This is a genomic window from Tessaracoccus terricola (genome assembly GCF_054776555.1).
The window spans coordinates 165,438-187,081 of record NZ_BAAHBS010000004.1 but is presented as its reverse complement, the minus strand read 5'-3'; the positions used below and the strand labels follow the sequence as shown (position 1 = coordinate 187,081).

At 69.0% G+C, this 21,644-nt stretch carries 15 protein-coding genes and 1 tRNA gene; 6 read left to right on the top strand and 10 right to left on the bottom strand.

Annotation, left to right across the window (positions count from 1 at the left end; genetic code table 11):
* Nucleotides 1-73 precede the first annotated feature (73 nt).
* Complete coding sequence (locus ACYU7G_RS06600; protein ID WP_461106032.1) at nt 74-4,048, bottom strand: alpha-L-fucosidase; 3,975 nt, start codon at nt 4,046-4,048, stop codon at nt 74-76.
* 161 nt (nt 4,049-4,209) lie between these two features.
* Between ACYU7G_RS06600 and ACYU7G_RS06595 the strand changes: the two genes are divergently transcribed.
* The 3 genes from ACYU7G_RS06595 to ACYU7G_RS06585 are packed head-to-tail and all read left to right on the top strand — an operon-like array spanning nt 4,210 to nt 6,996.
* Nucleotides 4,210-5,016 carry a hypothetical protein gene (locus tag ACYU7G_RS06595; RefSeq protein ID WP_461106030.1) on the top strand — a complete coding sequence of 269 codons (807 nt, stop codon included), beginning with the start codon at nt 4,210-4,212 and terminating at the stop codon, nt 5,014-5,016.
* A 15-nt stretch (nt 5,017-5,031) separates the two neighbouring features.
* Nucleotides 5,032-5,595, top strand: a complete 564-nt coding sequence (locus ACYU7G_RS06590; RefSeq protein ID WP_461106028.1) for a type II toxin-antitoxin system PemK/MazF family toxin — start codon at nt 5,032-5,034, stop codon at nt 5,593-5,595.
* A gap of 51 nt (nt 5,596-5,646) precedes the next feature.
* Nucleotides 5,647-6,996: a hypothetical protein gene (locus ACYU7G_RS06585; protein ID WP_461106026.1), complete on the top strand. Its 1,350-nt coding sequence runs from the start codon at nt 5,647-5,649 to the stop codon at nt 6,994-6,996.
* 15 nt (nt 6,997-7,011) lie between these two features.
* Here the strand turns inward: ACYU7G_RS06585 and ACYU7G_RS06580 are convergent, their stop codons facing one another.
* The 3 genes from ACYU7G_RS06580 to ACYU7G_RS06570 are packed head-to-tail and all read right to left on the bottom strand — an operon-like array spanning nt 7,012 to nt 8,866.
* A complete protein-coding gene (locus ACYU7G_RS06580) occupies nt 7,012-7,713 on the bottom strand; it encodes a hypothetical protein (RefSeq protein ID WP_461106024.1) in 702 nt (233 codons plus the stop codon).
* On the bottom strand, nt 7,710-8,270 hold the full coding sequence (locus ACYU7G_RS06575; RefSeq protein ID WP_461106022.1) for a hypothetical protein: 561 nt from the start codon (nt 8,268-8,270) through the stop codon (nt 7,710-7,712). Before ACYU7G_RS06575 ends, ACYU7G_RS06580 begins: the two co-directional genes overlap by 4 nt.
* A complete protein-coding gene (locus ACYU7G_RS06570) occupies nt 8,267-8,866 on the bottom strand; it encodes a hypothetical protein (RefSeq protein WP_461106020.1) in 600 nt (199 codons plus the stop codon). Before ACYU7G_RS06570 ends, ACYU7G_RS06575 begins: the two co-directional genes overlap by 4 nt.
* Nucleotides 8,867-8,918: 52 nt before the next feature.
* Between ACYU7G_RS06570 and ACYU7G_RS06565 the strand changes: the two genes are divergently transcribed.
* Nucleotides 8,919-9,695 carry a DeoR/GlpR family DNA-binding transcription regulator gene (locus ACYU7G_RS06565; protein ID WP_461106018.1) on the top strand — a complete coding sequence of 259 codons (777 nt, stop codon included), beginning with the start codon at nt 8,919-8,921 and terminating at the stop codon, nt 9,693-9,695.
* Between the two features lie 3 nt (nt 9,696-9,698).
* Here the strand turns inward: ACYU7G_RS06565 and ACYU7G_RS06560 are convergent, their stop codons facing one another.
* From ACYU7G_RS06560 to ACYU7G_RS06540, 5 genes are read right to left on the bottom strand one after another with little or no spacing between them, the layout of a single operon-like run.
* Nucleotides 9,699-10,580, bottom strand: coding sequence for a LacI family DNA-binding transcriptional regulator (locus tag ACYU7G_RS06560; protein ID WP_461106016.1), 882 nt, complete (start codon nt 10,578-10,580; stop codon nt 9,699-9,701).
* 8 nt (nt 10,581-10,588) lie between these two features.
* Nucleotides 10,589-12,892 (bottom strand): FAD-dependent oxidoreductase, encoded by a 2,304-nt coding sequence (locus tag ACYU7G_RS06555; RefSeq protein WP_461106014.1) that lies wholly within the window; start codon nt 12,890-12,892, stop codon nt 10,589-10,591.
* A 53-nt stretch (nt 12,893-12,945) separates the two neighbouring features.
* Nucleotides 12,946-14,259 carry an ABC transporter substrate-binding protein gene (locus ACYU7G_RS06550; RefSeq protein WP_461106012.1) on the bottom strand — a complete coding sequence of 438 codons (1,314 nt, stop codon included), beginning with the start codon at nt 14,257-14,259 and terminating at the stop codon, nt 12,946-12,948.
* Between the two features lie 45 nt (nt 14,260-14,304).
* Entirely contained in the window at nt 14,305-15,210 is a 906-nt protein-coding gene (locus ACYU7G_RS06545; protein WP_461106010.1) for a carbohydrate ABC transporter permease, read from the bottom strand.
* Nucleotides 15,210-16,115: a carbohydrate ABC transporter permease gene (locus ACYU7G_RS06540; protein ID WP_461106008.1), complete on the bottom strand. Its 906-nt coding sequence runs from the start codon at nt 16,113-16,115 to the stop codon at nt 15,210-15,212. Before ACYU7G_RS06540 ends, ACYU7G_RS06545 begins: the two co-directional genes overlap by 1 nt.
* 247 nt (nt 16,116-16,362) lie before the next feature.
* Here ACYU7G_RS06540 and ACYU7G_RS06535 point away from each other — a divergent pair, with 247 nt between their 5' ends.
* Nucleotides 16,363-18,654 (top strand): alginate lyase family protein, encoded by a 2,292-nt coding sequence (locus tag ACYU7G_RS06535; RefSeq protein ID WP_461106006.1) that lies wholly within the window; start codon nt 16,363-16,365, stop codon nt 18,652-18,654.
* A 51-nt stretch (nt 18,655-18,705) separates the two neighbouring features.
* On the opposite strand, the gene ACYU7G_RS06530 is transcribed toward ACYU7G_RS06535, so the two are convergent.
* Nucleotides 18,706-18,779, bottom strand: a tRNA-Gly gene (locus tag ACYU7G_RS06530).
* A 132-nt stretch (nt 18,780-18,911) separates the two neighbouring features.
* On the opposite strand from ACYU7G_RS06530, the gene ACYU7G_RS06525 reads away from it, so the two are divergent.
* The gene (locus ACYU7G_RS06525) at nt 18,912-21,632 is read left to right on the top strand and encodes an FAD-binding and (Fe-S)-binding domain-containing protein (protein WP_461106004.1); all 2,721 of its coding nucleotides are present in this window, start codon (nt 18,912-18,914) and stop codon (nt 21,630-21,632) included.
* The last annotated feature ends 12 nt before the right edge of the window (nt 21,633-21,644 follow it).

Genomic DNA, 21,644 nt, shown 5'->3' with positions numbered 1-21,644 from the left:
CACCAGCTTGGCGGCCCGGGCATGGAAAGGTGGGGATCGGGAACCGGGCCCCGACCCCACCCCTCCAATCCGGTCAGGCCTTGAAGCGGACGATGTTGTTGAAAACCCAGCCCCATTCCTGCGTGTAGGCGTAGTTGCCGCCGCCGAGGGACTCAGGCTGGATGACCTTGGTCCAGATGTAGCTGCGGCAGCCGTTGCGGCCGGTGGCGGCGGTGTCGCACTCGGTCCGCCAGGTCCGGCCCTGCGTCGACTTCCAAGAACCCTCGTACCCGAGCGGGTTGTCCGCCCACGCCTGCCGTGCCATCAACGGCAGGTAGGTGAGGTTGTTGAAGTGCCAGCCCTGCCGGTGCACGTACCGGCCACCCTCGAAGACCACTTGCGTGCCCCAGATGTCAGTGGTGCAGCGCACCGTCTGGGAGTACGGCTCACACTTGGTGAACCAGTCCCGACCGTTGACGAAGTGGTGCCCGGGCGTGGTGTAGAGGTCACCCGGAGGCAGCGGTTGCGAGGGCGACGTGGTGGGCTCGGTCGTCGGTCCGGTCGGCTCCTGCGTCGGCTCGCCGGTTGGTCCGTCCGTGGGCTCCTCGGTCGGCTCCTCCGTCGGCTCCTCAGTCGGCTCCTCCGTCGGCTCCTCCGTCGGCTCCTCAGTCGGCTCCTCCGTCGGCTCCTCAGTCGGCTCCTCCGTCGGCTCCTCAGTCGGCTCCTCAGTCGGGTCGGTGCCTGGCTCGAGGTCCACCACCCAGCCCTGCTCGGTGTAGTCGGCGAACCGGTCGGCGAGGGGTTCGCCGCCGATGGTCGGTGCGGCACCGTCGCCCCAGGCGACCACCTCGACCGGGTCCTCACCGGTCCCGTAGCCCCACAACGTCAGGGCGGCATCGGCACAGTCCGTCCCGGCGCGCACGTGCACGGTGGCGCCGACGGCCAGTTCTGTCTTGCGGAACTGCTCCAGCGAGTTGAACGGCCGCGCCTCCGAGCCGTCGCCGGCGCGCTCCGCCGAGCAGTCCAGGTACACGTCGGAGGGCTTGCCGGGATCGGTCGCCAGCTGCTCCCACAGGTTGACCGCGGAGATCGTGTAGGGGCCCCGGGCGTCCGTGACGGTCACCCGCCACTCGGACGCGGTCACGGCGTCGGGCAGCACGATGATGCGCTGGGCGCCGACGTTGCCGGCGCTGCCCACCACCTCCCAGGCCCCGTCCACGCGTGCCTCCACCTGGAACTCGCGCACGGTCATGCCTGCACCCATGATGTCCTCGGAGATGCCGACCCGCTTCACGGTGGCGGCGTCGTCGAGGGTGATCTCGATCGACGAGTGGTCGTCGGAGGTGAAGATGTGGCCGTCGCGGGTGTTGCCGTTGGTGAGGCTCGTAACCTGCTCCCCCTCGACCACCGCCGGGACACCCAGGGCGTGGTCCACCGAGAAGGCCTTGCGGCGCTCGGCGGCGAACCCGTCGATGGCCGAGACCGACGACGGCGCGAACTGCCCCGTGGTGGTGGGAGGCACGTTCAGCAGCATCACGGAGTTGCGGCCTACGGTGCGCTCGTAGTGACCCAGCAGCGCTGCAGGCGTCTTCGGCACGTCGTTCGGGTGCGCGAACCAGCCCGGGGTGAGCTTCATGTCCGCCTCGGCCGGCCACCAGTGCAGCCGGTTGGCCGAACCGTTCTGGACGGCGGTGACGAGTTGGGAGTCGGAGCCCAGGTCCTGGTTGAAGGGGCCACCTGGCTGGACCACGCCGATCTTGCCGGGACCGTTGTCCTGGATGGGCAGCGGCGACCACTCGTTGACGCGCGCCTCGCCGTGCTCGTTGCCGATCCAACGGATGTCCCGGCCGCCGACGGCGATGTTGACCTCCGGCTGCAGCGAGTAGATGAGGTCGTAGTAGGCGTCGTAGTCGAACACCTCGGTGGCGCCCGTGTTGCCGGCAGCGCCGTCGAACCAGACCTCGGAGACCTCGCCGTACTGGGTCAGCACCTCGTACAGGGTGTTGAGGAAGAAGGCGCCGTAGTCGGTGGCCTCGTAGGTGAACGTGGGCAGCGACTCGTCTCCAGCGCGGTCGTCGCCCTCGACAAGAGTAGGGATGGTGCGCGCGGACCGCGCCGAGCCGTTGCCGTAGATGCCCTCGAGCTCCGCGTGCGAGTCCGCCGGGGACAGGTAGAAGCCCACCTTCATGCCGTACTTGCGCGCGGCGTCGGAGAGTTCCTTGGCGATGTCGCCCTCACCGTCCTTCCAGGGGGAGGAGGCGATGGAGTAGTCGGAGTAGCGGGTGGGCCACAGCATGAACCCGTCGTGGTGCTTCAGGGTGATCACGACGGTGCGGTAGCCGGCGTCGCGCAGCTGGCGGACCCAGACCTCGGGGTCCAGGTCACCGGTCGGGTCGACGCGGGCCGGGTCCTCGGTGCCGTGGCCCCACTCCTGGTCGTAGAAGGTGTTGACGCCGAAGTGGATGAACGCCGTCAGGCCCTCCTCGTGCCAATTCGCCTGCTCGAGGGTGGGGCGCAGCGCCGCGGCCTTGTCGATGATGGTCTGGGCACAGTCGTCGATCGAGACGTCCTGGTAGTTGCCGGGGACGATCTCGCCGGAATGGTCCTCGCAGTCCTCGACGGGCAGCAGCGTCTGCAGCTGGAAGGCGCGGGAGGAGAACGGCTCTTCCAGCAGCCCGAACCGCGACTCCCCCAGGCTGCCGCTGAAGCCGCGCGCCAGGCCCTGCGGGTGCACGTCGTTGCCAAGGCCCACCTGCCCCGCCGCGTCGGCCGACTGACGCACGTCCACGTCGCCGGTCAGTTCAGGCAGTGCGACGCCGTCGAGCCAGACCACCATGCGCCCGCCCTCGGACTCGGGGCGGGGTTCCCACGCCACGGACAGGACGTGCTCTTCCTCCGAGGCCGGCAGCGGCCAGGAACCGACGACGTCGCTCCAGGCGTCGCCGTCGACGGGGGTGCCGGAGTAGCCGTAGCGCAGCTCGTCGCCCTGGTAGCGGACGAAGAAGTTGCCGCCCACCGCGACGACAGTGGCCAGCTCGGCCTGCTCCGCCGACGGCGTGAACGTGGTCTCGACGACGAACCCGCGCTCACCGAGCCACAGGTCCGGGAACGGGTTGGGTTCACCGGTGAACACGACGGCGTCGGTCCCGCCGGAGAGCACCAGGGAACCGTCGGCGAGGGCGGCATCGCCACGTGCCTCCGCGGTGCCGTCGGCGACCTCGCCGTCGCCGGGCGCATAGCTCTCCCCGAGGGAGCCGGTCCAGGAGGTGCGCAGCAGCTCGGTTGTGGCGGCAGCCGGTTGGTACTGGAACGCCGTGGGGCCGGGCGTCCCTTCGGTGCCCGTGACCCTGACCGCGGACAGCGTGCCCCGGAAGCCCCGCTCGAGTCCTGCCGGGTGGACGTCGTTGCCGAACCCGAACGCGGACGCGAGCCCGTTGCTCAACCGCGCCGAGGCGGGTGCCTCGACGGTGGGCAGAGCCTCGCCGTCGAGCATGGCCTCCACGTCCACCGTGCCGTCGTCGGCCGCGATGAAGTGCAACGACAGTGCGTGCTCCTCACCCGCCGCGGGGACGGGGACGCTCTGGCGGTGCTTGGTCCAGGAGCCGGTGGCATTGGAGTCGAAGCCGTAATTGAGCTCACCGGCCTCATAGCGTGCGAAGAAGTTGCCGCCGGCGGAGATGATGGGTGCCATCTCCGCCTGGGCGCCGGCAGCCGGGGTGAACACGGCTTCGGCGACGAAGCTCTGCGTGACGAGGCCGCCGTCGTCCCCGAGTGTCAGGTCCGCCGCGTCGAAGCGGATGCCCTGGGAGCCACCGGACAGGACGACGCCCTCGCCGGGCACCTGTTCCTCTCCGCCGGCGACGCGGTGCAGGACGCCCTGCATCTGCTCGCCCTCGGTGGTGGTGTAGGCGGTGGTTCCGACCAGCGACCCGCCGAACCGGACGTCGAGGTCATCCCCAGGGACCGCCTGCGCAGCCGGGATGGCGTAGAAGGAGGTGGCGACGACGCTGCCCGCCGCCGCGATCACAAGGAGGCGGAAACATCCGCGTCCACCATTGAATCTGGCCATGTCTGAAACTCCGTCGTTCAGGATCAGGTACTCCCCGGACGCTATATGTCAGCGCTGACAATGCGACAGGCTACGCCTGACAGTGGGCAACTTCGTTGCACGGTTTTCGTCTGGGCGGGTTGCTCGGCCGACCAGATAGGCTGGCCGCTGCAGGAGGTGAGATGACCCAGCAGACACCCGCGCCGCAGCCCTCGGCGCCCAGGCGGCAGGCGCCGTCGGACGTCCCGGCCCAGCCGGAGGTCGCCACGCGCGTCCAGTCACCCCCACTGGCGCCGCCGTCGCCCTCCCACCAAGCGACGCCGCAGCACTCGCAGCGTCCCGCCCCGGCTCAGGCCCAGCGATTCTCGACGCCGCCCACCGCGCAGCCTCCCGCCCAGCTGCAGCAGTCCCAGCGTCCGCGGGTCAAGGAGATCGCGACGCTGCCGCCGCTGCAGCACCTGAGCGACGAGGTGCCGCCCAGCCCTCGCACGGGTGAGCCGCGCCGCCCGGCGCTGGTCCTCGTCGCGATGCTGGTCTTCCTGCTGTCCGCCGCCGCCACCGCCGTCACCTACGGCCACCACTGGTGGCTGGCAGTGCACCCGGACAGCTATGCGTCCTCTGCTCGGCTGATCCAGTGGCTGGAGCCCCAGCCGGGCAAGTGGCTGGCGTTGACCCTCGAGGGCGTGCTCGCCGTCGTGGCCGCGCTCGTGGCGGGTGTGACCGGCGCCGTCGGGTTCCAGGCCTGGAACGGTTGGCGCTGGAGCAAGTGGGCCGGCCCCGTGGCAGTTGCCCTGTCCGGCGCGGTGGCCCTGTTGTTCGACTGGGTGGGGTTCGTCGCCGTGGGCCTCGCCGCCGTCGGTGCGGTGCTGCTGTTCATGCCTCCGATCACCGAGTTCTTCACCCGGTTCGAGGTGCACCGCGGCAAGCGCCCGCCGCCCTACCGGCGCCCGGAGCGCGTGTTCTACGGTCGGCTGCCCCGCTACCGCTGAGTAGACTCCCCTGCCATGGCCCGCAACCAGCTGATCAACGCCGGACTCCGACTCGTCCAGGACGTGGTGTCCAAGGCGCTCAAGCAGCAGCAGCGCAAGAACCGTCGCGACGACGGCGGCAACCGTCGTGACGACCGCCGCAACGGCCGCGACCGCCGCGAGCACGACACCTCCGGCGCTTACCCCGGGGATTTCACCGGCAGGCCCAACATCGTCTACACCCCGCGCAAGGACGGCGAGCCGGACCCGGGCGAAGTGGTGTGGACGTGGGTCCCCTACGAGGAGGACCACTCGCAGGGCAAGGACCGCCCGGCGCTGGTGATCGGCCGTGACGGGAACTGGCTGCTGGTGCTGCAGGTCACCTCGCAGGACCACGACCGCGACGCCGCCCAGGAGGCGTCCGTGGGCCGCTACTGGACCGACATCGGCACCGGCGAGTGGGACAACCAGGGCCGTCCCAGTGAGGTGCGCGTCAACCGCATCATCAGGATCGACCCCGAAAAGGTGCGACGCATCGGCGCCATCCTCGACGAGGGCACCTTCAACCACGTCCGCCGCGAGGTTCTCAAGTACTACTGAGCCGTGCCCGGCCCACGCGCGAGCGGCCCCCTCGCCTCCTAGGATGCTGCCGTGTCCCTGATCCGCGAGTTCGTCGCCCTCACCCGCAGCATGCTGGGGTTGTGGGCGCGCTACCTCCCGCGCATCGGCACGTGGCTGCTGCTCAGCTGGCTGCTGTACTCCCTGTGCCTGCTGACCTCCGCGCTGATCGGCACCACGTGGGCGCCGCTGGGCGCGATCGTGTTCGTCGTCGGCGTCACGTTCAACGTGCTGGGTGTGATCTTCGCCATCCACGAACTCAAACCCGGCGTCCGCAGCATCCGCCAACTGCGGGAGCGGGGCCGGGGCGAACTCGAGCACATCCCCGAGCCGGTGTTCGCCGACGAGCGCCGGGTGGACGTGGCGGTGCTGACCATCGGTCCGGTGCTGGCCGTCTACGCGGTCTGGGGTCTCATCGACGGCATGATCCGCGACGGGTTCCTGTGGAACTCTGTGATCCGGACCATGTGGAACGCCACCGAATGGTCCATCAGCCGGCACTCGGACCGGTTCTGGACCTACCTCTGGATGGGCGTCGTGGCCCTGGTGGGGCGGATGGTGTGGGCGCGGCTGTTCCGCAACCGGAGATCACCGTGGTGGCGGGTGCCGGTGATCTTCCTCGAGGGCCTGTGGACCTTCGCCACCTTCTTCATCATCCTGATCGGCGCCGACCAGGCCGCCGTCTGGGTCCGGCAGCGGCGCTTCTGGCGCGACGGTGAGACCGCCTGGAACAAGTTCCTCGACTGGCTCCCGGAAATCCACCTCCCCTTCGACCTCACCCTCCCCGAAGCGCTCAGGCAGCTGACGATCTGGCTGAGCGAGTCCGTGCTGCCCGGCCTGTGGGGAGGCATCGCGCTGCCGCTGATGTGGCTGGCCATCGTCGCGATCGTGTTCGGGTGGCGGGAGTTCCGCGCGCGTGACCTGTTGGGCCAGCACGTCCGCGCCCGCACGGAACTGCTCGAGAAGGCCCACGGCGACTTCATGGCGACGCTGGGCCGGCTGTTCACCGTCGTCACCGCCGACCTGCGGGACAAGTACCTGCCGCTGGTCTACGCGTTCCGGCTGATCTGGAAGTCCGGGCCGTACGTGCTGGGCTCCTACCTCGTGCTCACGACGCTGGTGAACTGGGGCGTGGACGAGCTGCACGTGGCGCTGTTCAGTGTCTTCGCCGTCGACACGGAGGCCAACGTCCTGCGCTCGTTCATCTGGCTGGAGGCCGTGCGGGAGTTCGTGGCGCTGTCGCTGCTGACCTGTCTCTACGCCGCCAGCTTCGACCGCGGTCTGGCCGACGCGTCGGGGCTGGTGGAGCAGGGTCGCGACACGGAATGGGCCGCACCCGACCCGAGTCTGCGCCTGGACCCGGACACCGCCCCGCGCCGCTGAGCGACACGGCTGGGCTCACTCGCCGAAGGTCCAGTACGCGTTGTCCTGGTCCTCGTCGAGGTAGAACGGTTCCGCGCGCAGGGTGAACCCATCGTCCATGCCCGAGGGAACCACATAGACCTGGTGGGAGGCGAAGGTGTCGCCGGGCACCAGCCCCGCCCGCTGCTCGGAGTGCTGGCACTCCGTCCCTTCGACGTCGCCCAGACCGATGCCGGTCAGGCCGAGCTCCTCGTCGTCGGCGTTGAAGAGCTTGAAGGTGCAGCCCATGTCCTCCTCCTCGCCCACCAGTACCTCGACGGTGAACCTGGCCTCCACGTACTGCATCCCGTCGGGCGGGTACTCGAGCCGGGTCGCGTCCCAACTGGAGGGCATGGAGTCGTGCAGCGCGAAGCCCTCGAAGCGGAGCCGGTAGCCGTAGTCGGACAGGTCCGCCCACTCCCCCACGGTGCTGTGGCCGAGGTGCTCCGGCTCCCGCATCTCGACGAGGAACTGGCCGACGGACAGCGAGTAGACCGCGAACGTGCACGCCAACACCGCCAGTGCGATCCACCACCGCCAGGCGCGGCGCCCGGTCGGCGGTTCGGCAGGCACGGGGGACGGGACGGGCGCGGCCGGGGCGGGCGCTGCGGAGGGACGCGGCAGGGTCTTGGGGCGCACCGGCGTGGGCCCGGACGTCGGGCCGGGGAACGGGGTGCGGGGCGGGACGGGGGCGGTCATCGCCGCGGCTCGTCGGCGTTGGCGGGGATCTCCAGGGAGTCGACGACGTCGGCGTCGGTGACGTCGAAGCGCAGCCGCGGCCACAGCGGCTGGATGCCGTCGCCGCGGTACCCGTGGATGGTCACGAAGGAACCCTCCACCTTGTCAGGAGGCAGTTCGAACAGGATGTGGGCGGTGGTGGTGATGCCCACGTAACCAACTGAGTAGTACGGGAACGGGTACGGCGACAGCGGGGCGTAGGTGTAGCCGTCGGCGGTGACGAGTTCTATGCTGGCGAGCATGGTCCGGTTGTACGGCGTGATCCGGGCCTGCATGACCAGGAAGACGTTGTCGGTGAGGAGTCGTTCGGTGTCTCCCCAGGAGTTGGTGTGGGTGAGTTCCTCGGCCAGCCGGAAGCCCCGGGACTCGACGGTGTAGTCGTCGTGGCGGCCCACCCCGTCCTCGTCGGGGTACACGTCGTACTCCGTGGGCGTGTAGGGCGCCATGGCCGTGTTGATCAGCCCCACGAGCAGGAGGCTCACCAAGATCGTCAGCACGGCGGAGAGCTTCTTCCTCACGCCTCCTCCTGTGAGATGTGGATCACTTCGATGGGGACATTGGCCACCACGTTGCCCGCAGCCGGCTCCGCCTGTGTGAGCAGGTCCTCGCGCATCTCCTGGTCCAGCACGATGACCCGGACGGGGAAGTCCTCGGTGGGTGGGTCGGTGATCTCGTTGTACTCGTAGACGAACTCGCAGATGGCCCCGGTGCTGATCCACGGGTTGAAGGTGCTGCGGGTGTGGAAGTTGCAGTGCTGCGTGGTCATGACCTCGCCGGTGTCCTCGAAGCGGATCATGACGATCTCGGATGTCAGCCGGGACGCGTGGCGATCGGTCTTGTTGGTGACGTTCAGCTTGGCCTTGATCTTGTCCGGGTCCTCGATCTCGACGTAGACGTCGAGCACCTCGATGTCCCAGAACCGCGTCTGGATCTCCTCACCGATCTCCGCCTCACGCCCCAGGTACGGCGTGGCCTTGCCGTCGAACCCACCCAGCAGCCAGGTGGCCCCCACCAGCACCAGCAGCAAACCTGCCAGTACCGCCCAGATGATGACCCGACGACGCGCACGCGGCCGCGGTGGGGCGGCGGGCGGGGGTACGACGGTGGCGGACACGGCTCACAGATTAGGTCATGAGGGTGTCGTGCGAAGGCTATAGGATTCGGGGATGCTCGTGACCGAACGCCGCTCCGCCATGCTGGCGATCCTGCGTGCGCGCGGTTCAGCCCGGGTCGAGACGCTCGCCGGTGAACTGAAGGTGAGCGCGATGACGGTCCGCCGGGACATCGACGCCCTCGTCGAGGAGGGATTGGTGGACCGGGTCCGTGGCGGGGTCACGATCGCCGAGGGCGGGGCGCGGCCGGGTCCGCTGGATGCCGCGATCCACCGCAACCGCGCCGAGAAGGAGGCCATCGCCGAACTCGCTGCCGGGCTCGTGGAACCCGGCATGGCCATCGGCCTGTCCGCGGGCAGCAGCACGTGGTACCTGGCCCGCAGGCTCCTCGAGATCCCGAACGTCACAGTGGTCACCAACTCGCTCGCCGTGGCCGACCTGTTCGAGGAGGCCGGAACCGCCGCCGAGGTGGGCACCAGCGTCGTCCTGACCGGGGGCATCCGGACGCCCGGACGTGCACTGGTCGGTCCCGTGGCGGTGCGCTCGCTCAGCTACCTGCACTGCGACCTGTCGTTCCTCAGCGTCCACGGCATCCACCCCGAGGCCGGCCTGACCACCCCCAACATCCTGGAGGCGGAGACCAGCCGGGCGCTGGCGGCATCCGGTGGCCGCACCATCGTGCTGGCCGACCACACCAAGTGGCCGGCTGTCAGCCTCACCACGATCATCGACCTCGACGAGGTGGACGTCCTCGTCACCGACTCCGCTCTGACCGCGGAAGATGCCACCGCCATTCGCGGACACATCCCCGACGTCCGGCAGGCTCCTTAGCCCTCAGGCGCTACTGCTCCGTGGGACGACGGTGAACGGTACCGTCACCTGCTCCACGGGCAGGTCCCCGGACAAGGCCGTGGCCATCTGCCGCGTCAGCAGGGACAGTGCGCTGCTGACCATCAGTTCCCGATCGGGTTCCACCGTGGACAGGCTCGGCACGGAGAACGCCCCCATGCTGACACCATCGATGCCGATCACACGGACGTCCCCCGGGACGGAGATCCCACGTTCGGCCAGGCCCGCCATCACGCCGAGGGCGACGGAGTCGTTCGAGCACACGACGCCGTCGAACTGCGTGCCCGAATCCACGAGTCGAAGCGCAGCGGCGTGGCCCTCGTCGGGTGTGAATGCACGCACCCCACCCACCAGCGCCTCGTCGAACCCGAGCCCGCATTCGGACAGCTTGGCTCGGTAGCCGGCGAACCGGCGGTTCGAGGCGTCGGAGGCGGGCTCGCGGGGGCCGATCATCGCCGGGCGCACGCAACCGCGCTCGAGGAGGTGTTCGGTGGCTGCCCCGGCGGCTGCGGCGTTGTCGATGGTCACGTGGGCGAATGGGCTGGAGACGATGTGCTCGCCCAGCAGCACCAGCGGCCCCGGGCTGCGGCGGCGGGTCAGGTCGGAGACACCGAGCGCGCGCGGGATGTGCAGGAGTCCGTCGGTGACCGGAACCCCCACCCCGTTGACGACGTTGACCTCACGCTCGAGGTCTCCCCACGTCTGGAAGATGACCACGGACAGACCGTGCTCCTCTGCCTGCCTCACCACCAGCGCCGTGAGTTCCGCGAAGTACGGCTCGTGCAGGTCGGGAACCGCCAGGAGGATGGCGCGAGTGCCGGCTGCGGATGCTCCCGCAGCCGGGCTGGTCCTCGTGCCCCTGTTCAAACCCGACCTCACTTCTGGACGCGCACGGCGATCACCCGCGCCTGCGGGACGCCATTGGTCCTGTCAACCACAAGCCGGAGTGCGCTGAAGGCGCCGACCCCGTCGAGGGCATGCACCCGCTGCCTGACCCGGTTGTCCGGATGGTCGCCAAGCGTAATCCAATCCGTCCCCTCGGCAGCGCCGGCGGGGAGGATCTCCACCCGGTAGTCACGCACGAGTTGCGGCATCACCTCGTAGGGGGTCTTGTGGTGGTGGAGGGTGTTGAGGTCGATGTCCACGTCGTCGTCGAAGACGAGCCGGAGCTCGGAGGCCTCGACGGCGTCGTCCCAGTCGAGCCGCAACCACTCCTGCGCCCCCGCTGCGAGCGGTGCCGAGGCCCACATGTTCGGGCCCGCGTACGGGCGCTGGTAGCCACCCACCGCGCGCTCGGGCGCGAGGGCACGCGACGCCGGGAGCGCGGTGAACTCGACGCTGCGGCCCCGCAACGGCTTGGTGGGCCAACGCATCAGGAGCGAGTCGGTGTCGACGTCGACGTTCTGGTCATCGGCGTCGGCGCGGTGCACCAGGTTCAGCACGCCCGGCGGTAGCTCTGTGGTGGTGTGGAGGGTGATGTCCGGATTCGCCTTGAGCACCACGATGGCGTTGCCCGCCGTCTCCGGACGGTGGGGTGCAGGGACCTCGACCCACTGCTCCGCTCCTGCTTCCACGGTGACCGAGTTGGTGGCGACCAGGTGGCTGGGCACCACGTTCTGCGGCAGGTCCGGGGTCCACACCTCCGCGACGAGCTCGGTCCGGGTGGAGGTGCTGACCCGCACCCGAACGGCCTCGAGGACCGGGTCGACCGGGATGACGATGCCCACGTCGTTGAGCATCGGCAGGTCGGCCCGCTCCTTGGCCACGACGTCCTCGACGCTGGTTACCGCGGCACCGTCCGGCTGGTGGGTGCCGATGAATTCCTGCCACGACGACGCGCTCACCCGCGCCTGCCTGGCCAGGTCGTCGGGATCCAGGTTGGGGATGCCGATCAGGGTCGCGTCGCGGCGCAGCAGGGTCTGCTGCAACCGTTCGACGTGGTCCTCGGCCAACTGGCGGGGCGTGACGGACTCGTCGAGACACAGGCTGGCAGCCGTGCCGACGGCCTCGCCCATCGCGGCGCAGGTGGCCATCACGCGGGCGGCGCCGAAGGCGACGTGGGTGGCTGAGAAGTCGCGCCCGGCCATGAACATGTTCTCGACGTTGACCGAGTACAGCGAACGGAACGGGATCTCGAACACGCCGTTGGAGAACCGCTGCCGCGCCCCCGGGTCCGGCGAGTACATGCCGCTGGCGGGGTGGAGGTCGATCGACCAGCCACCGAAGGCGACGCTGTCGGGGAACCGTCGCTGCTCCAGCACGTCGTTCTGGGTGAGCGTGTGGTCGCCGATGAAGCGGCGGTACTCCCGCTTGCCGGGGACGTTGCCGATCCACTCCATGGTGAGGTTGTCCGCGTCGAACTGCCCGGAGTTCTTGATGTAGTCCCAGATGCCGAGGATCACGCCACGCAGTTCGTCACGGATCTCCTCGTTGTCGCCGACGATGTCCAGTTCGCCGCCGTACTCCACCCACCAGTAGTGGGCGCCGGAGTCTCCGCTCCGGATGACCCGGGACATGGGGATGGGTGTCTTGGTGATGTCGATCGCCGAGTCGGGTGCGACGAACTTCACCGGGTGCCCGAGGTCCTTGGTGTAGAACAGCAGCGTCGAGCCGAGGAATTCCCGGGTTGGCTCCTCGGGTGCCCAGGGCTCGTCGAACTCGGAGCGGGCCTCCTTGCCGAGCCGGTAGCGGGCCCCGGCCAGGTGACCGACGAGGCCGTCGCCCGTGGCGTCGACGACGAACGGTGCGGTGAAGGTGGTGAGGATCTCCGAGCCCATCGTCCAGCCGGTGACGGATTCGATCCGGCGCCTGTCCTCCGGCCCCGAGGCGGAGATTTCACGGACGTCGGTGTTGAGGAACAGTTGGATGTTCTCCTCGCGACGCACCGTGTCCAGCACGACGTCGTCCCAGTAGATGGGGTTCCCCTCGGGGTTGCGGTACTGGTTCTCCACCAGCATCTCCCCCACGATTCCCGATTCCCGCGCCCAGCGCTGGTTGCCGTGGGCGGTTGCCCCGCAGACCCAGACCCTCACCTCCGAGGAAGAGTTGCCGCCCAACACCGGGCGGTTGTTGATGAGGGCGACGCGCCTGCCGAGGCGAGCGGCGGCCACGGCCGCGCTCACGCCGGCGAGACCGCCTCCCACTACGAGGAGGTCGGTCTCGACGGTCTGTGTGTGCATTGGTCCTGCTCCTGGGGCTGGTTGGAACCTGTGGGTCTACGGGTTGGGAGTGGTCAGTTGATGAGGGCGTTGGCGGCGTCGCGTGCCGCCGCCATGGCGTCGGCCGGGCTGGCCTGGCCGACGAGCACGGCCTGCACCTGCTCGGAGATGGCCGAGTCGATCTGGCCGTACTGGGGGAACACCCAGAACGGGCTGGGCGTGGCGGTGGCGGTGATGCGCTCGGAGAAGTCGGCGATGAAGGTGTCGGACGCGACGGACTCGGCAGCCAGGCCCTCCTGGGTGGTGGGCGGCAGGCCGAGCGCGTCGAAGTAGGCCACGACGGTCTCCTGGTCGGAGGTGAGCCACTGGGCGAACTCGGCTGCGGTGTCTGCGGCATCACCCTCCACGACGGCGACGACGTGCCCCCAGGCGAGGGCCTGCGGGTCGTCGCCGGCGTTGACCACGGGGCGCGAGCCGGGCAGCAGCTTGGAGGCGAGGTCCGCGTCCGGGGAGTCGGCCACGACGCCGGCGCGACCCACGGGTGCGTCGTCGTAGATGGCGGCCTTGCCCTGGCTGAACAGGGAGCGGGCGTCGAAGCGGTCGATGTCGGCGCCGATGAGGCCCTCGTCGTAGAGCTTCTTGTACCAGGTGACGGCCTCGATGGAGGCGTCGTCGCCGATGGTCACCTCCCCGTTCTCGACCAGCGAGCAACCGAAGGTCTGCATCCAGACCTGCACGTCCTTGAGCTGGGCCACCTTGGTGGAGGCGGCGTAGGGGATGGTGCCGTCGCCGAGCCCCTTGAGCTCACGCAGCAGCGCCTCGAAGTCCTCGATGCTGCTGGGGATGGAGTCCGCTCCCACCTTCTCGAGGAGCTCGGAGTTGGCGATCAGGCCGATCGCCCCCATCGTCCAGGGGAGGCCGTTCTGGGCGCCGTCGACCTGGCCGACGCTGAGGCCGGCCTCGGTGTAGCCGCGCCCGTCGACGTAGCCGGAGAGGTCACGCAGCTTGCCGAGCGCGGACATGGTGGCGAGCCAGGCGATGTCGAGCTGCATGGCGCCGCTGAACTGGTCCCCACGCACCTGCAGGGTGAGCTGGTTGAGGTACTCGTTGAACGGGTAGGACACCGGCGAGATCTCGATGCCCTTGTCGGCACCGAAGGTCTCGAGCTGGCCGGTGATGACCGGCTTGGCGGCGTCCTCGCTGATGGACCACGAGGCGAAGCTGAAGTCGGTGGCGGCACCTCCGCTGCCGGTGTCCGGGCTGGTCCCGGTGGTGGGGTCCGACGAGGGGCTGCAGGCCGCGAGGGTGCCGACGCCGGCGCCGACGGCCATGAACTGCAGGAGGTTGCGGCGGCTGATGGGCAGGAAGCCCTGGGAGCTGGTGGACATTGCTGGGTGTTTCCTTTCGATGGTTTGTTCGGCGGGCTCGTGCGGTCAGCCTTTGACCGCGCCTGCCGTGAGCCCGCCTACGAGGAATCGTTGGAGGGCGATGAATCCGATGACGACGGGGAGGGAGACCACCAGGGAGGCGGCCATGAGTTCCGGCCAGGCCGTGGAGGCCTCCCCGATGAAGGTGTTGACCAGGCCGGGCGGCAGGGTCTGCTTGTCGGGCCCCGCCAGGGTGAGGGCGAAGATGAAGTCGTTCCAGCCGCGCACGAAGGCGAACAGGCCGGCGGCCACGAGCCCGGGGGCCGCCAGCGGCAGCACCACGACGATGAACGTGCGCATCCGGGACGCCCCGTCCACCTTCGCCGCCTCGATGAGGTCGTTGGGGATGGTGTCGAAGAATCCCTTGAGCATCCACACGCACAGCGGCAGGGTGAACGTGGTGAACGACAACACGAGGGCGGTGTAGGTGTTGAGGAGGTTGTAGGCGCTGAAGACGGTGTAGAGGGTGACCAGGAGCAGCGCCTGCGGGAACATCTGCGAGCTCAGCACCAGGTACATCAGGGAGCGTCGCCCGCGGTAGCGGTACTTGGAGAAGGAGTACGCCATGAAGGCGGAGACCACCACTGACAGGACTGCGGTGATCACCGAGACGATGACGCTGTTGCGCAGGTACCCGAACAGTGCCGGGTTCTCGAGCAGCGCACGGTAGGCGTCCAGCGTCGGGGCCGACGGGAACAGCTTCGGAGGGTACGAGAACACCTCCGTGCGAGGGGTCAGCGACGTGGCGAACAGCCAGTAGATGGGCAGTAGCGCGAAGCCACCGAAGACGACCACGGCCACCCAGGCCGCGACGGAGGTGCCCCGGGACTGGCGCCGCGACGGCGCCTGCTCGTGCTTGCGCTGGCGACGGCGGCTGGGCTTGACGAGGGGCGCTGCCGAGATCTGGGTCATCACTCCTCTCCCTTCTCCGAGAAGCGGATGTAGGCGACGACGAGGATCCCGAGCAGCACCATCCAGAGCAGGCCGAGGGCGCCGGCCTTGCCGAGGTCGAAGCCTCGGAACGCGGTGTCGTAGACGGCCGTCGCGAACGTGTGTGTGGTGCCGGCAGGTCCACCGCCGGTGAGGACGTAGATGATGTCGAAGTGTTGGAAGTTCCAGATGAACTCCAGGAGGATGACCAGGCCGATGATGCCGCTCAGGTGCGGCACGGTGATGGCCTGGAAGCGACGCACCACGCCGGCACCGTCCACCTCCGCGGCCTCGTACAGTTCCGGTGGCACCGTCTGCAGCCCGGCAAGCAGCATGACCATCATCCAGGGGAAGCTCTGCCAGGTCTTGGCGACGATGACGGCTGCCATGGCGGTGTTCGGGTGGGCCAGCCAGGCCTGCGGGTCGTCGATGATCCCGAGACCTTGCAGGAGGGCGTTCAGGACGCCGTAGTTGGCGTTGAAGATCCACATCCAGAGGAACGAGACCACGACGCCTGGGACGAGCCACGGGATCAGCATCAGACCCCGCAACGCGTTCGCTCCGCGGATCTTGGTGTTGAGCGCCAGTGCCAGGCCGAATCCCAGCACGAAGGGCAACATCGTGGTCCCGATGGTGAAGACCATCGTCTGTCCGAGCAGCTGCAGGAAGTCCCCCGCCAGCACCTCCCGGATGTTCTCCAGCCCGACGAACGTCCGTCCCGGGTAGAGCAGGCTCTCCTCGAAGAAGGCGCTCACCAGGGCCGAGACGAGGGGGTAGACCACCACCGCGCACAGCAGGGCGAATCCGGGCAGCGTCAGCAGCAGCGCAAAGGCGCCATCACCGAGCTTGGCACCCCGTCGGTCCCGGGTATCGGCTTGTTGACTCATAAATGCACATCTCTGTGAGTTTTTGAGAGGCTTCTGCGCCTCCTCTTTCGCCAATGAGTCTGACCGGCAGTAGCCAGATTGTCAAAACCCTGACAGAAACTGATGGATGTTGTTCCAAACTGGTGCAGCCTGTGACATGATCGTTCTCGTTGGTGCGGTTACGCAAGGTTGCACGCTGCCCGCTCCCCCGAACGGGCGAGCCGCACCGACACTTCCGAACAACCATCCACACAACGAGGTGATCTCCTTGTCCTCAAGCACAACCGGCCGGCGGCGAAGCCTGCTCGCGGTACTCGCCGCAGTCCTGGCAATCGGACTGCTACCGCTGGGAGCCCGGGCCGACGGCCGGCAACTCAGCGACTCCTTCGACACACTCACAGCCGACTGGTACCCGGTCGCGGGCAATTGGTCCGCTTCCGACGGTGCGGCCGTGGCCGATGCCCAGCCTGCCGAGCGCGGCTACTCACTGGCGCTCAAGGGCTGGCGGCTCGACGGCGACGGCTCCGTGACCACCACCTTCACCCTCGCGGGACAGGCCGCCGACTCGAGTTGGGGCGGCGTGCACCTGCACCGCGAGGGCCTGACGGACGACTACGCGCTGTCCGGGTACACCGCACTGGTCCGACGCAACGGCGAACTCGCCATCATCAAGGCCCTCGACGGCAGGAACGTCGAGTACCTGGGGCGAATCGCCACGGCCGCGAGGCCCGCCACCGAGCCAGTCACCTTGACGTTCTCCGCCTCGGGTGAGGCGCTGGTCGCCTCAGTCGCGGGAACCACCTTGGAGGCCTCGGACTCGGAGTTCCGCGGCGGCGGAGTGTCTCTGGTGGCCCACCGGGACAGCAGCGTCGCGTTCGACGAGGTCACGGTCGACGGACTCGTGGCGGCGGATGACAGCATCCCGCTGCCGGCCGACTGCGTCGTTCCCTCCGCGGAAGGAATCGGTGACGCACGCGGGCCAGTACTCAACAGCGACGCCCGCGTCAACGAGGTCACCGCGCGCGTCCAGGCCGGGGTGCAGCCGCAGGCCGCGGCCTTCGAGCTGCTGCAGCAGGACCTGGAAGCAGATCTCTTGCGCACCCCCGCAGCACCCGAGACGTTCTTCGTGCCCTGGTTCTACAACGATCCCGACGCCCACCGCGCCGCCCGCGACGGCCTGCAGAACGACGCCAACGCGGCCTACCGGCTGGCGCTGGCCTACCGGATCACCGGCGAGGAGTCCTACGGCACCAAGGCCGCGGCCTTCCTGGACGACTGGAGCGGCGTCGGCTGCCTGCGCACCAGCGAGGACTCGGCACTGGCCTTCAGCTATCACTTCCCCGCGATGGTCTTCGCAGCCGAGCTCCTCAGGGAATCCGCCGTTTGGCCCGAGGCCGCCGAGCAGCGGTTCGCCGCCATGATCGGCGGCCAGGCGTTGGAGGTTGCCGAGTCCATCACCGGCGGTGACAACAACTGGGCCAGCTGGGGGGTTGCCGCATCGGCCGCCATCAGCTCCTACCTCGCCGACGAGGACTCGCTCCAATCGGCCCTCACCAGGTCGGAGGAGTTGGTGGAACTCCAGATCTCGCCCGAGGGATACCTGACCCATGAGGTGACCCGCAACAACGGTGTGGGCGACTACGGGATCTGGTACTCGCACTTCTCGCTGTTCCCGAACCTGTTGACCGCTGAGATCGCAGCGCAGAACGGCTGGGACCTGTTCAGCGTCGAGAACTCGGCCGGCGTCACCCAGGGAGACGCCGTCGAGGTGCTGGCCGGCTGGGTGGACGACGTGGACACGTTCCCCTTCTACGAGGGTGCGGACAAGTCGAAGCTGGCCAACGTCCGCACCATCGACTACCTGCGCGCCGATGGGGTGATCGCCCACTCGATGAGCTACTTCGAGATCGCCCGCAACCACTACGACATCGAGGTGGTTGACAAGCTGGTGGAGGAAGAGGGGCCCATGACGACGATCCACTCGGCCCCACACCTGACCCTCACCCATGGCTCCCTGCCGGAACCTGACCCGAACACCGAACCGACGGACCCCCCGGAGACCGAGGAGCCCACCCCCACCCCGACGGTCACCGTGACCGTGACCGCCGAGCCACTGCCCACCACCTCACCGACAACCGCCCCGGCGCCCGGTGACGTCTACTCCACTCCCGGGTTCCACCGGGTCAACGGACGCGACTGGATGACCGCCTGCGAGCCGTACTCGCAGACCACCCGGTGCTGGACCTACATCTGGGCCACCCAGGTGCAGTCACAGGGCGGCAGGTTCGTCGGGGTGACCGGCTGGGCGTTCAACAACCTCACCTACCTGCCCGAGCTCCCGCGCAGCGCCTGGCGGGAGAACCCCTTGGGAACCTCCGGCGAGTGGACTGCTGCCGATGGCCGCAAGTGGCGCACCGAGTGCGACACGGCAGCCACGGGCCGCAACGGTTGCCGCAACTACGTGTCGGCCCGGGTGGTGGCGGCAGAGCGCACCGGTGCCGGCTGGAGCTACGAAGTGGTCGAGAAGTGGGTGATGAACAGCATCGTGCGGTTCGCCTGAGCGATTAGTGACGGATGGAGGGCCCTTCGTGGGTCCTCCATCCGGAGGTCTTGGAGCGGGCGACGGGAATCGAACCCGCGTGTCCAGCTTGGGAAGCTGGCGCTCTACCATTGAGCTACGCCCGCGATGGCGTCGCCGACAGCTTAGCGGAACCCAGCCCGACAGCGCGATTCACCACGCCTCCACGTTTGGGTGCGGCTATCCTGTACCCAGTGAATGCCAAGTTGCGAGGTCTGGTCCGGACACGTAGTCCGCTGATGAGACGCGCACAGGCGCACGACGCCTCCCACTTCCTCCTGGTTCCCGCCGAGATCGCGACGCCGTCGTCGGCCAACGACGTGGCGCTGCTGTTCGCGGAGGCCCGCCACAACCGTCGCCACATCACGTTCCGCTCCGGCGGCACCAGCCTGTCCGGGCAGGGCCTCACCGACGACCTGCTGGTGGACACCCGCAAGGAGTTCCGCGGCATCGAGGTGCTCGACGACGGCGCCCGCGTCCGCGTCGGCCCGGGCGCGACGCTGCGCCACGTCAACGCGGTGCTGGCGCGGCACGGCCGCAAGCTGGGGCCGGACCCGGCCAGCGAGATCGCGGCCACCGTCGGCGGCGTCGTCGCCAACAACTCCTCAGGCATGTTGTGCGGCACCCGCGACAACACCTACGCCACGCTCGAGTCCATGGTGTTCGTGCTGCCCAGCGGCCGCGTCGTGGACACCTCGGACCCGGACGCGGACATCGTGCTGCGCCTGCACGAGCCCGCCCTGGTCAACGGCCTGCTGATGCTGCGTCGTCGCATCCGCAGCAACCCGGAGACCGAGGCGGAGGTGCGCCGGCAGTTCGCCATCAAGAACACCATGGGCTACGGCGTCAACGCGCTGCTGGACTTCCACCGCCCCGTCGACATCGCGCGCCACCTGCTGATCGGCAGCGAGGGCACGCTCGCGTTCGTCGCCTCGGCCACGTTCCGGACGCTGCCGCTGAAGCAGCACGGCGCCACCGGCCTTGCGATCTTCCCGAGCCTGGAGGCGGCGACGGAGTCCCTCCCCGCCCTTGTCGCAGCAGGTTTCGACGCCATCGAGCTGATGGACGCCACCGCACTGCGGGTGGCGCAGGGACTGCCGGAGGCCACCCCGGAGCTGCGGGCACTGGAGGTGGTGGACCACACTGCGCTGCTGCTGGAGCTGCAGGACGAGTCGGTCGACGCACTGGCCGAGCGGATCGCCGCCACCATCGACCTGCTCGCCGGACTGCCGCTCACCCAGCCCGTCGCGCTCAGCGGTGAGGCCCCCACCCGGGCGGCGCTGTGGAAGATCCGCAAGGGCCTCTACACCACCGTCGCGGGCAACCGGCCGGAGGGTTCCGCGGCGCTGCTCGAGGACATCGCCGTTCCCGTGGAGCGGCTGGCCGAGACGTGCCGCAAGCTGACGGCATTGTTCACCAAGCACGGCTACGAAGCCTCGGTGATCTTCGGCCACGCGCGCGACGGCAACCTGCACTTCATGCTCAACGAGCAGTTCGACGACCCGGGCTCGCTGCGTCGCTACCGCCGCTTCACCCGCGACCTGGTCCGCATGGTCCTCGCAATGGGCGGCACGCTGAAGGCCGAGCACGGCACCGGCCGCGTGATGGCGCCGTTCGTGCAGGACCAGTACGGCGACGAGCTGTTCGAGATCATGCGCGAGATCAAGAGCCTGTTCGACCCGACGAACATGCTCAACCCCGGCGTGCTCATCACCACCGACCGCAACGCCCACACCAAGCACCTGAAGCTGCAGCCGAAGGTGGAGCCAGAGGTGGACGCCTGCGTCGAGTGCGGCTACTGCGAACCCGCCTGCCCGTCGCGGGACCTCACCCTCACCCCGCGGCAGCGGATCGTGCTGCGTCGCGAGCTGGCCGCCAACCCCGACGACGAGGAACTGGCCGAGGCGGTGGCGCACTCCTACGACTACGCCAACAACCAGACCTGCGCCGTCGACGGCATGTGCGGTGTCAGCTGCCCCCTCGGCATCAACACCGGGGACCTGGTGCGCCGCCTCCGCGAGGAGCAGGCCACCCCCGGCGAGCAGCGCACCTGGAAGGCCGCCGCGAAGTCCTGGGGTCCGGTCACGAAGCTGGGCGGCAAGGCCCTCACCACCGCGAAACACTCCGGTCCGCTGGCCGGCATCGCCACCAAGCTGGGCCGCCGGGCACTGGGCGCCGACGTCGTGCCCGCCTACGACCCGGGACTCCCGTCGGGCGGCAAGCAGATCCGACGCCGCCCGCCCCGCAGGGAGGTGGGCCGCGACGTCGCCGTGGCCGCGTACTTCCCCGCCTGCATCCAGACGATGTTCGGCTCCGAGGGGCAGGGCGTCTACCGGGCGTTCGAGGAGCTGTGCACGCGCGCCGGGGTACCCGTGCGGCTGATGGACGCAGAGGGGTTGTGCTGCGGGACGCCATGGAAGTCGAAGGGCCTCACCGACGGCCTCGACGTGATGGAGGCCAAGGTGCGCGCCCGCCTGAAGGAGGAGGCGCCCGCCACCATCGTGTGCGACGCGTCCAGCTGCACCGACGGGCTGCGGAGGATGGCCGAGCGCAACCAGGACGTCCACGTCGTCGACATCCTCGAGTTCGCCCGCGTCCACCTGCTGCCGCAGCTGAGCGTGACGGCCCCGATCGACTCGATCGTGCTGCACCCCACCTGCTCCACCACCCAGCTCGGGCTGGACGGGCACCTGCGTGCCATCGCCAAGTTCATCAGCGACGACGTCACGGTCCCCACCGCCTGGGGTTGCTGCGGCTTCGCCGGTGACCGCGGGCTCCTGCACCCCGAGCTGACCGCCTCGGCGACGGCGGCGGAGGCCGAGGAGGTGGGCCGACGCAGCTACGCGGCCTACGCGTCGGCCAACCGGACGTGCGAGATCGGAATGACCCGTGCGACGGGACAGCCCTACGTCCACGTGGTCGAACTGCTGGCGCAGGCGACGCGTCCGGCGCAACCCTGAGCCGCCCCTGAA

Bases quoted from the DNA above. Each gene is read 5' to 3' on its own strand.
- ACYU7G_RS06595 (WP_461106030.1), top strand. From the start codon at position 4,210: ATGACCCAGCAGACACCCGCGCCGCAGCCCTCGGCGCCCAGGCGGCAG.
- ACYU7G_RS06545 (WP_461106010.1), bottom strand. From the start codon at position 15,210: ATGACCCAGATCTCGGCAGCGCCCCTCGTCAAGCCCAGCCGCCGTCGC.
- ACYU7G_RS06565 (WP_461106018.1), top strand. From the start codon at position 8,919: ATGCTCGTGACCGAACGCCGCTCCGCCATGCTGGCGATCCTGCGTGCG.
- ACYU7G_RS06540 (WP_461106008.1), bottom strand. From the start codon at position 16,115: ATGAGTCAACAAGCCGATACCCGGGACCGACGGGGTGCCAAGCTCGGT.
- ACYU7G_RS06550 (WP_461106012.1), bottom strand. From the start codon at position 14,259: ATGTCCACCAGCTCCCAGGGCTTCCTGCCCATCAGCCGCCGCAACCTC.
- ACYU7G_RS06555 (WP_461106014.1), bottom strand. From the start codon at position 12,892: ATGCACACACAGACCGTCGAGACCGACCTCCTCGTAGTGGGAGGCGGT.
- ACYU7G_RS06600 (WP_461106032.1), bottom strand. From the start codon at position 4,048: ATGGCCAGATTCAATGGTGGACGCGGATGTTTCCGCCTCCTTGTGATC.
- ACYU7G_RS06580 (WP_461106024.1), bottom strand. From the start codon at position 7,713: ATGACCGCCCCCGTCCCGCCCCGCACCCCGTTCCCCGGCCCGACGTCC.
- ACYU7G_RS06525 (WP_461106004.1), top strand. From the start codon at position 18,912: ATGAGACGCGCACAGGCGCACGACGCCTCCCACTTCCTCCTGGTTCCC.
- ACYU7G_RS06590 (WP_461106028.1), top strand. From the start codon at position 5,032: ATGGCCCGCAACCAGCTGATCAACGCCGGACTCCGACTCGTCCAGGAC.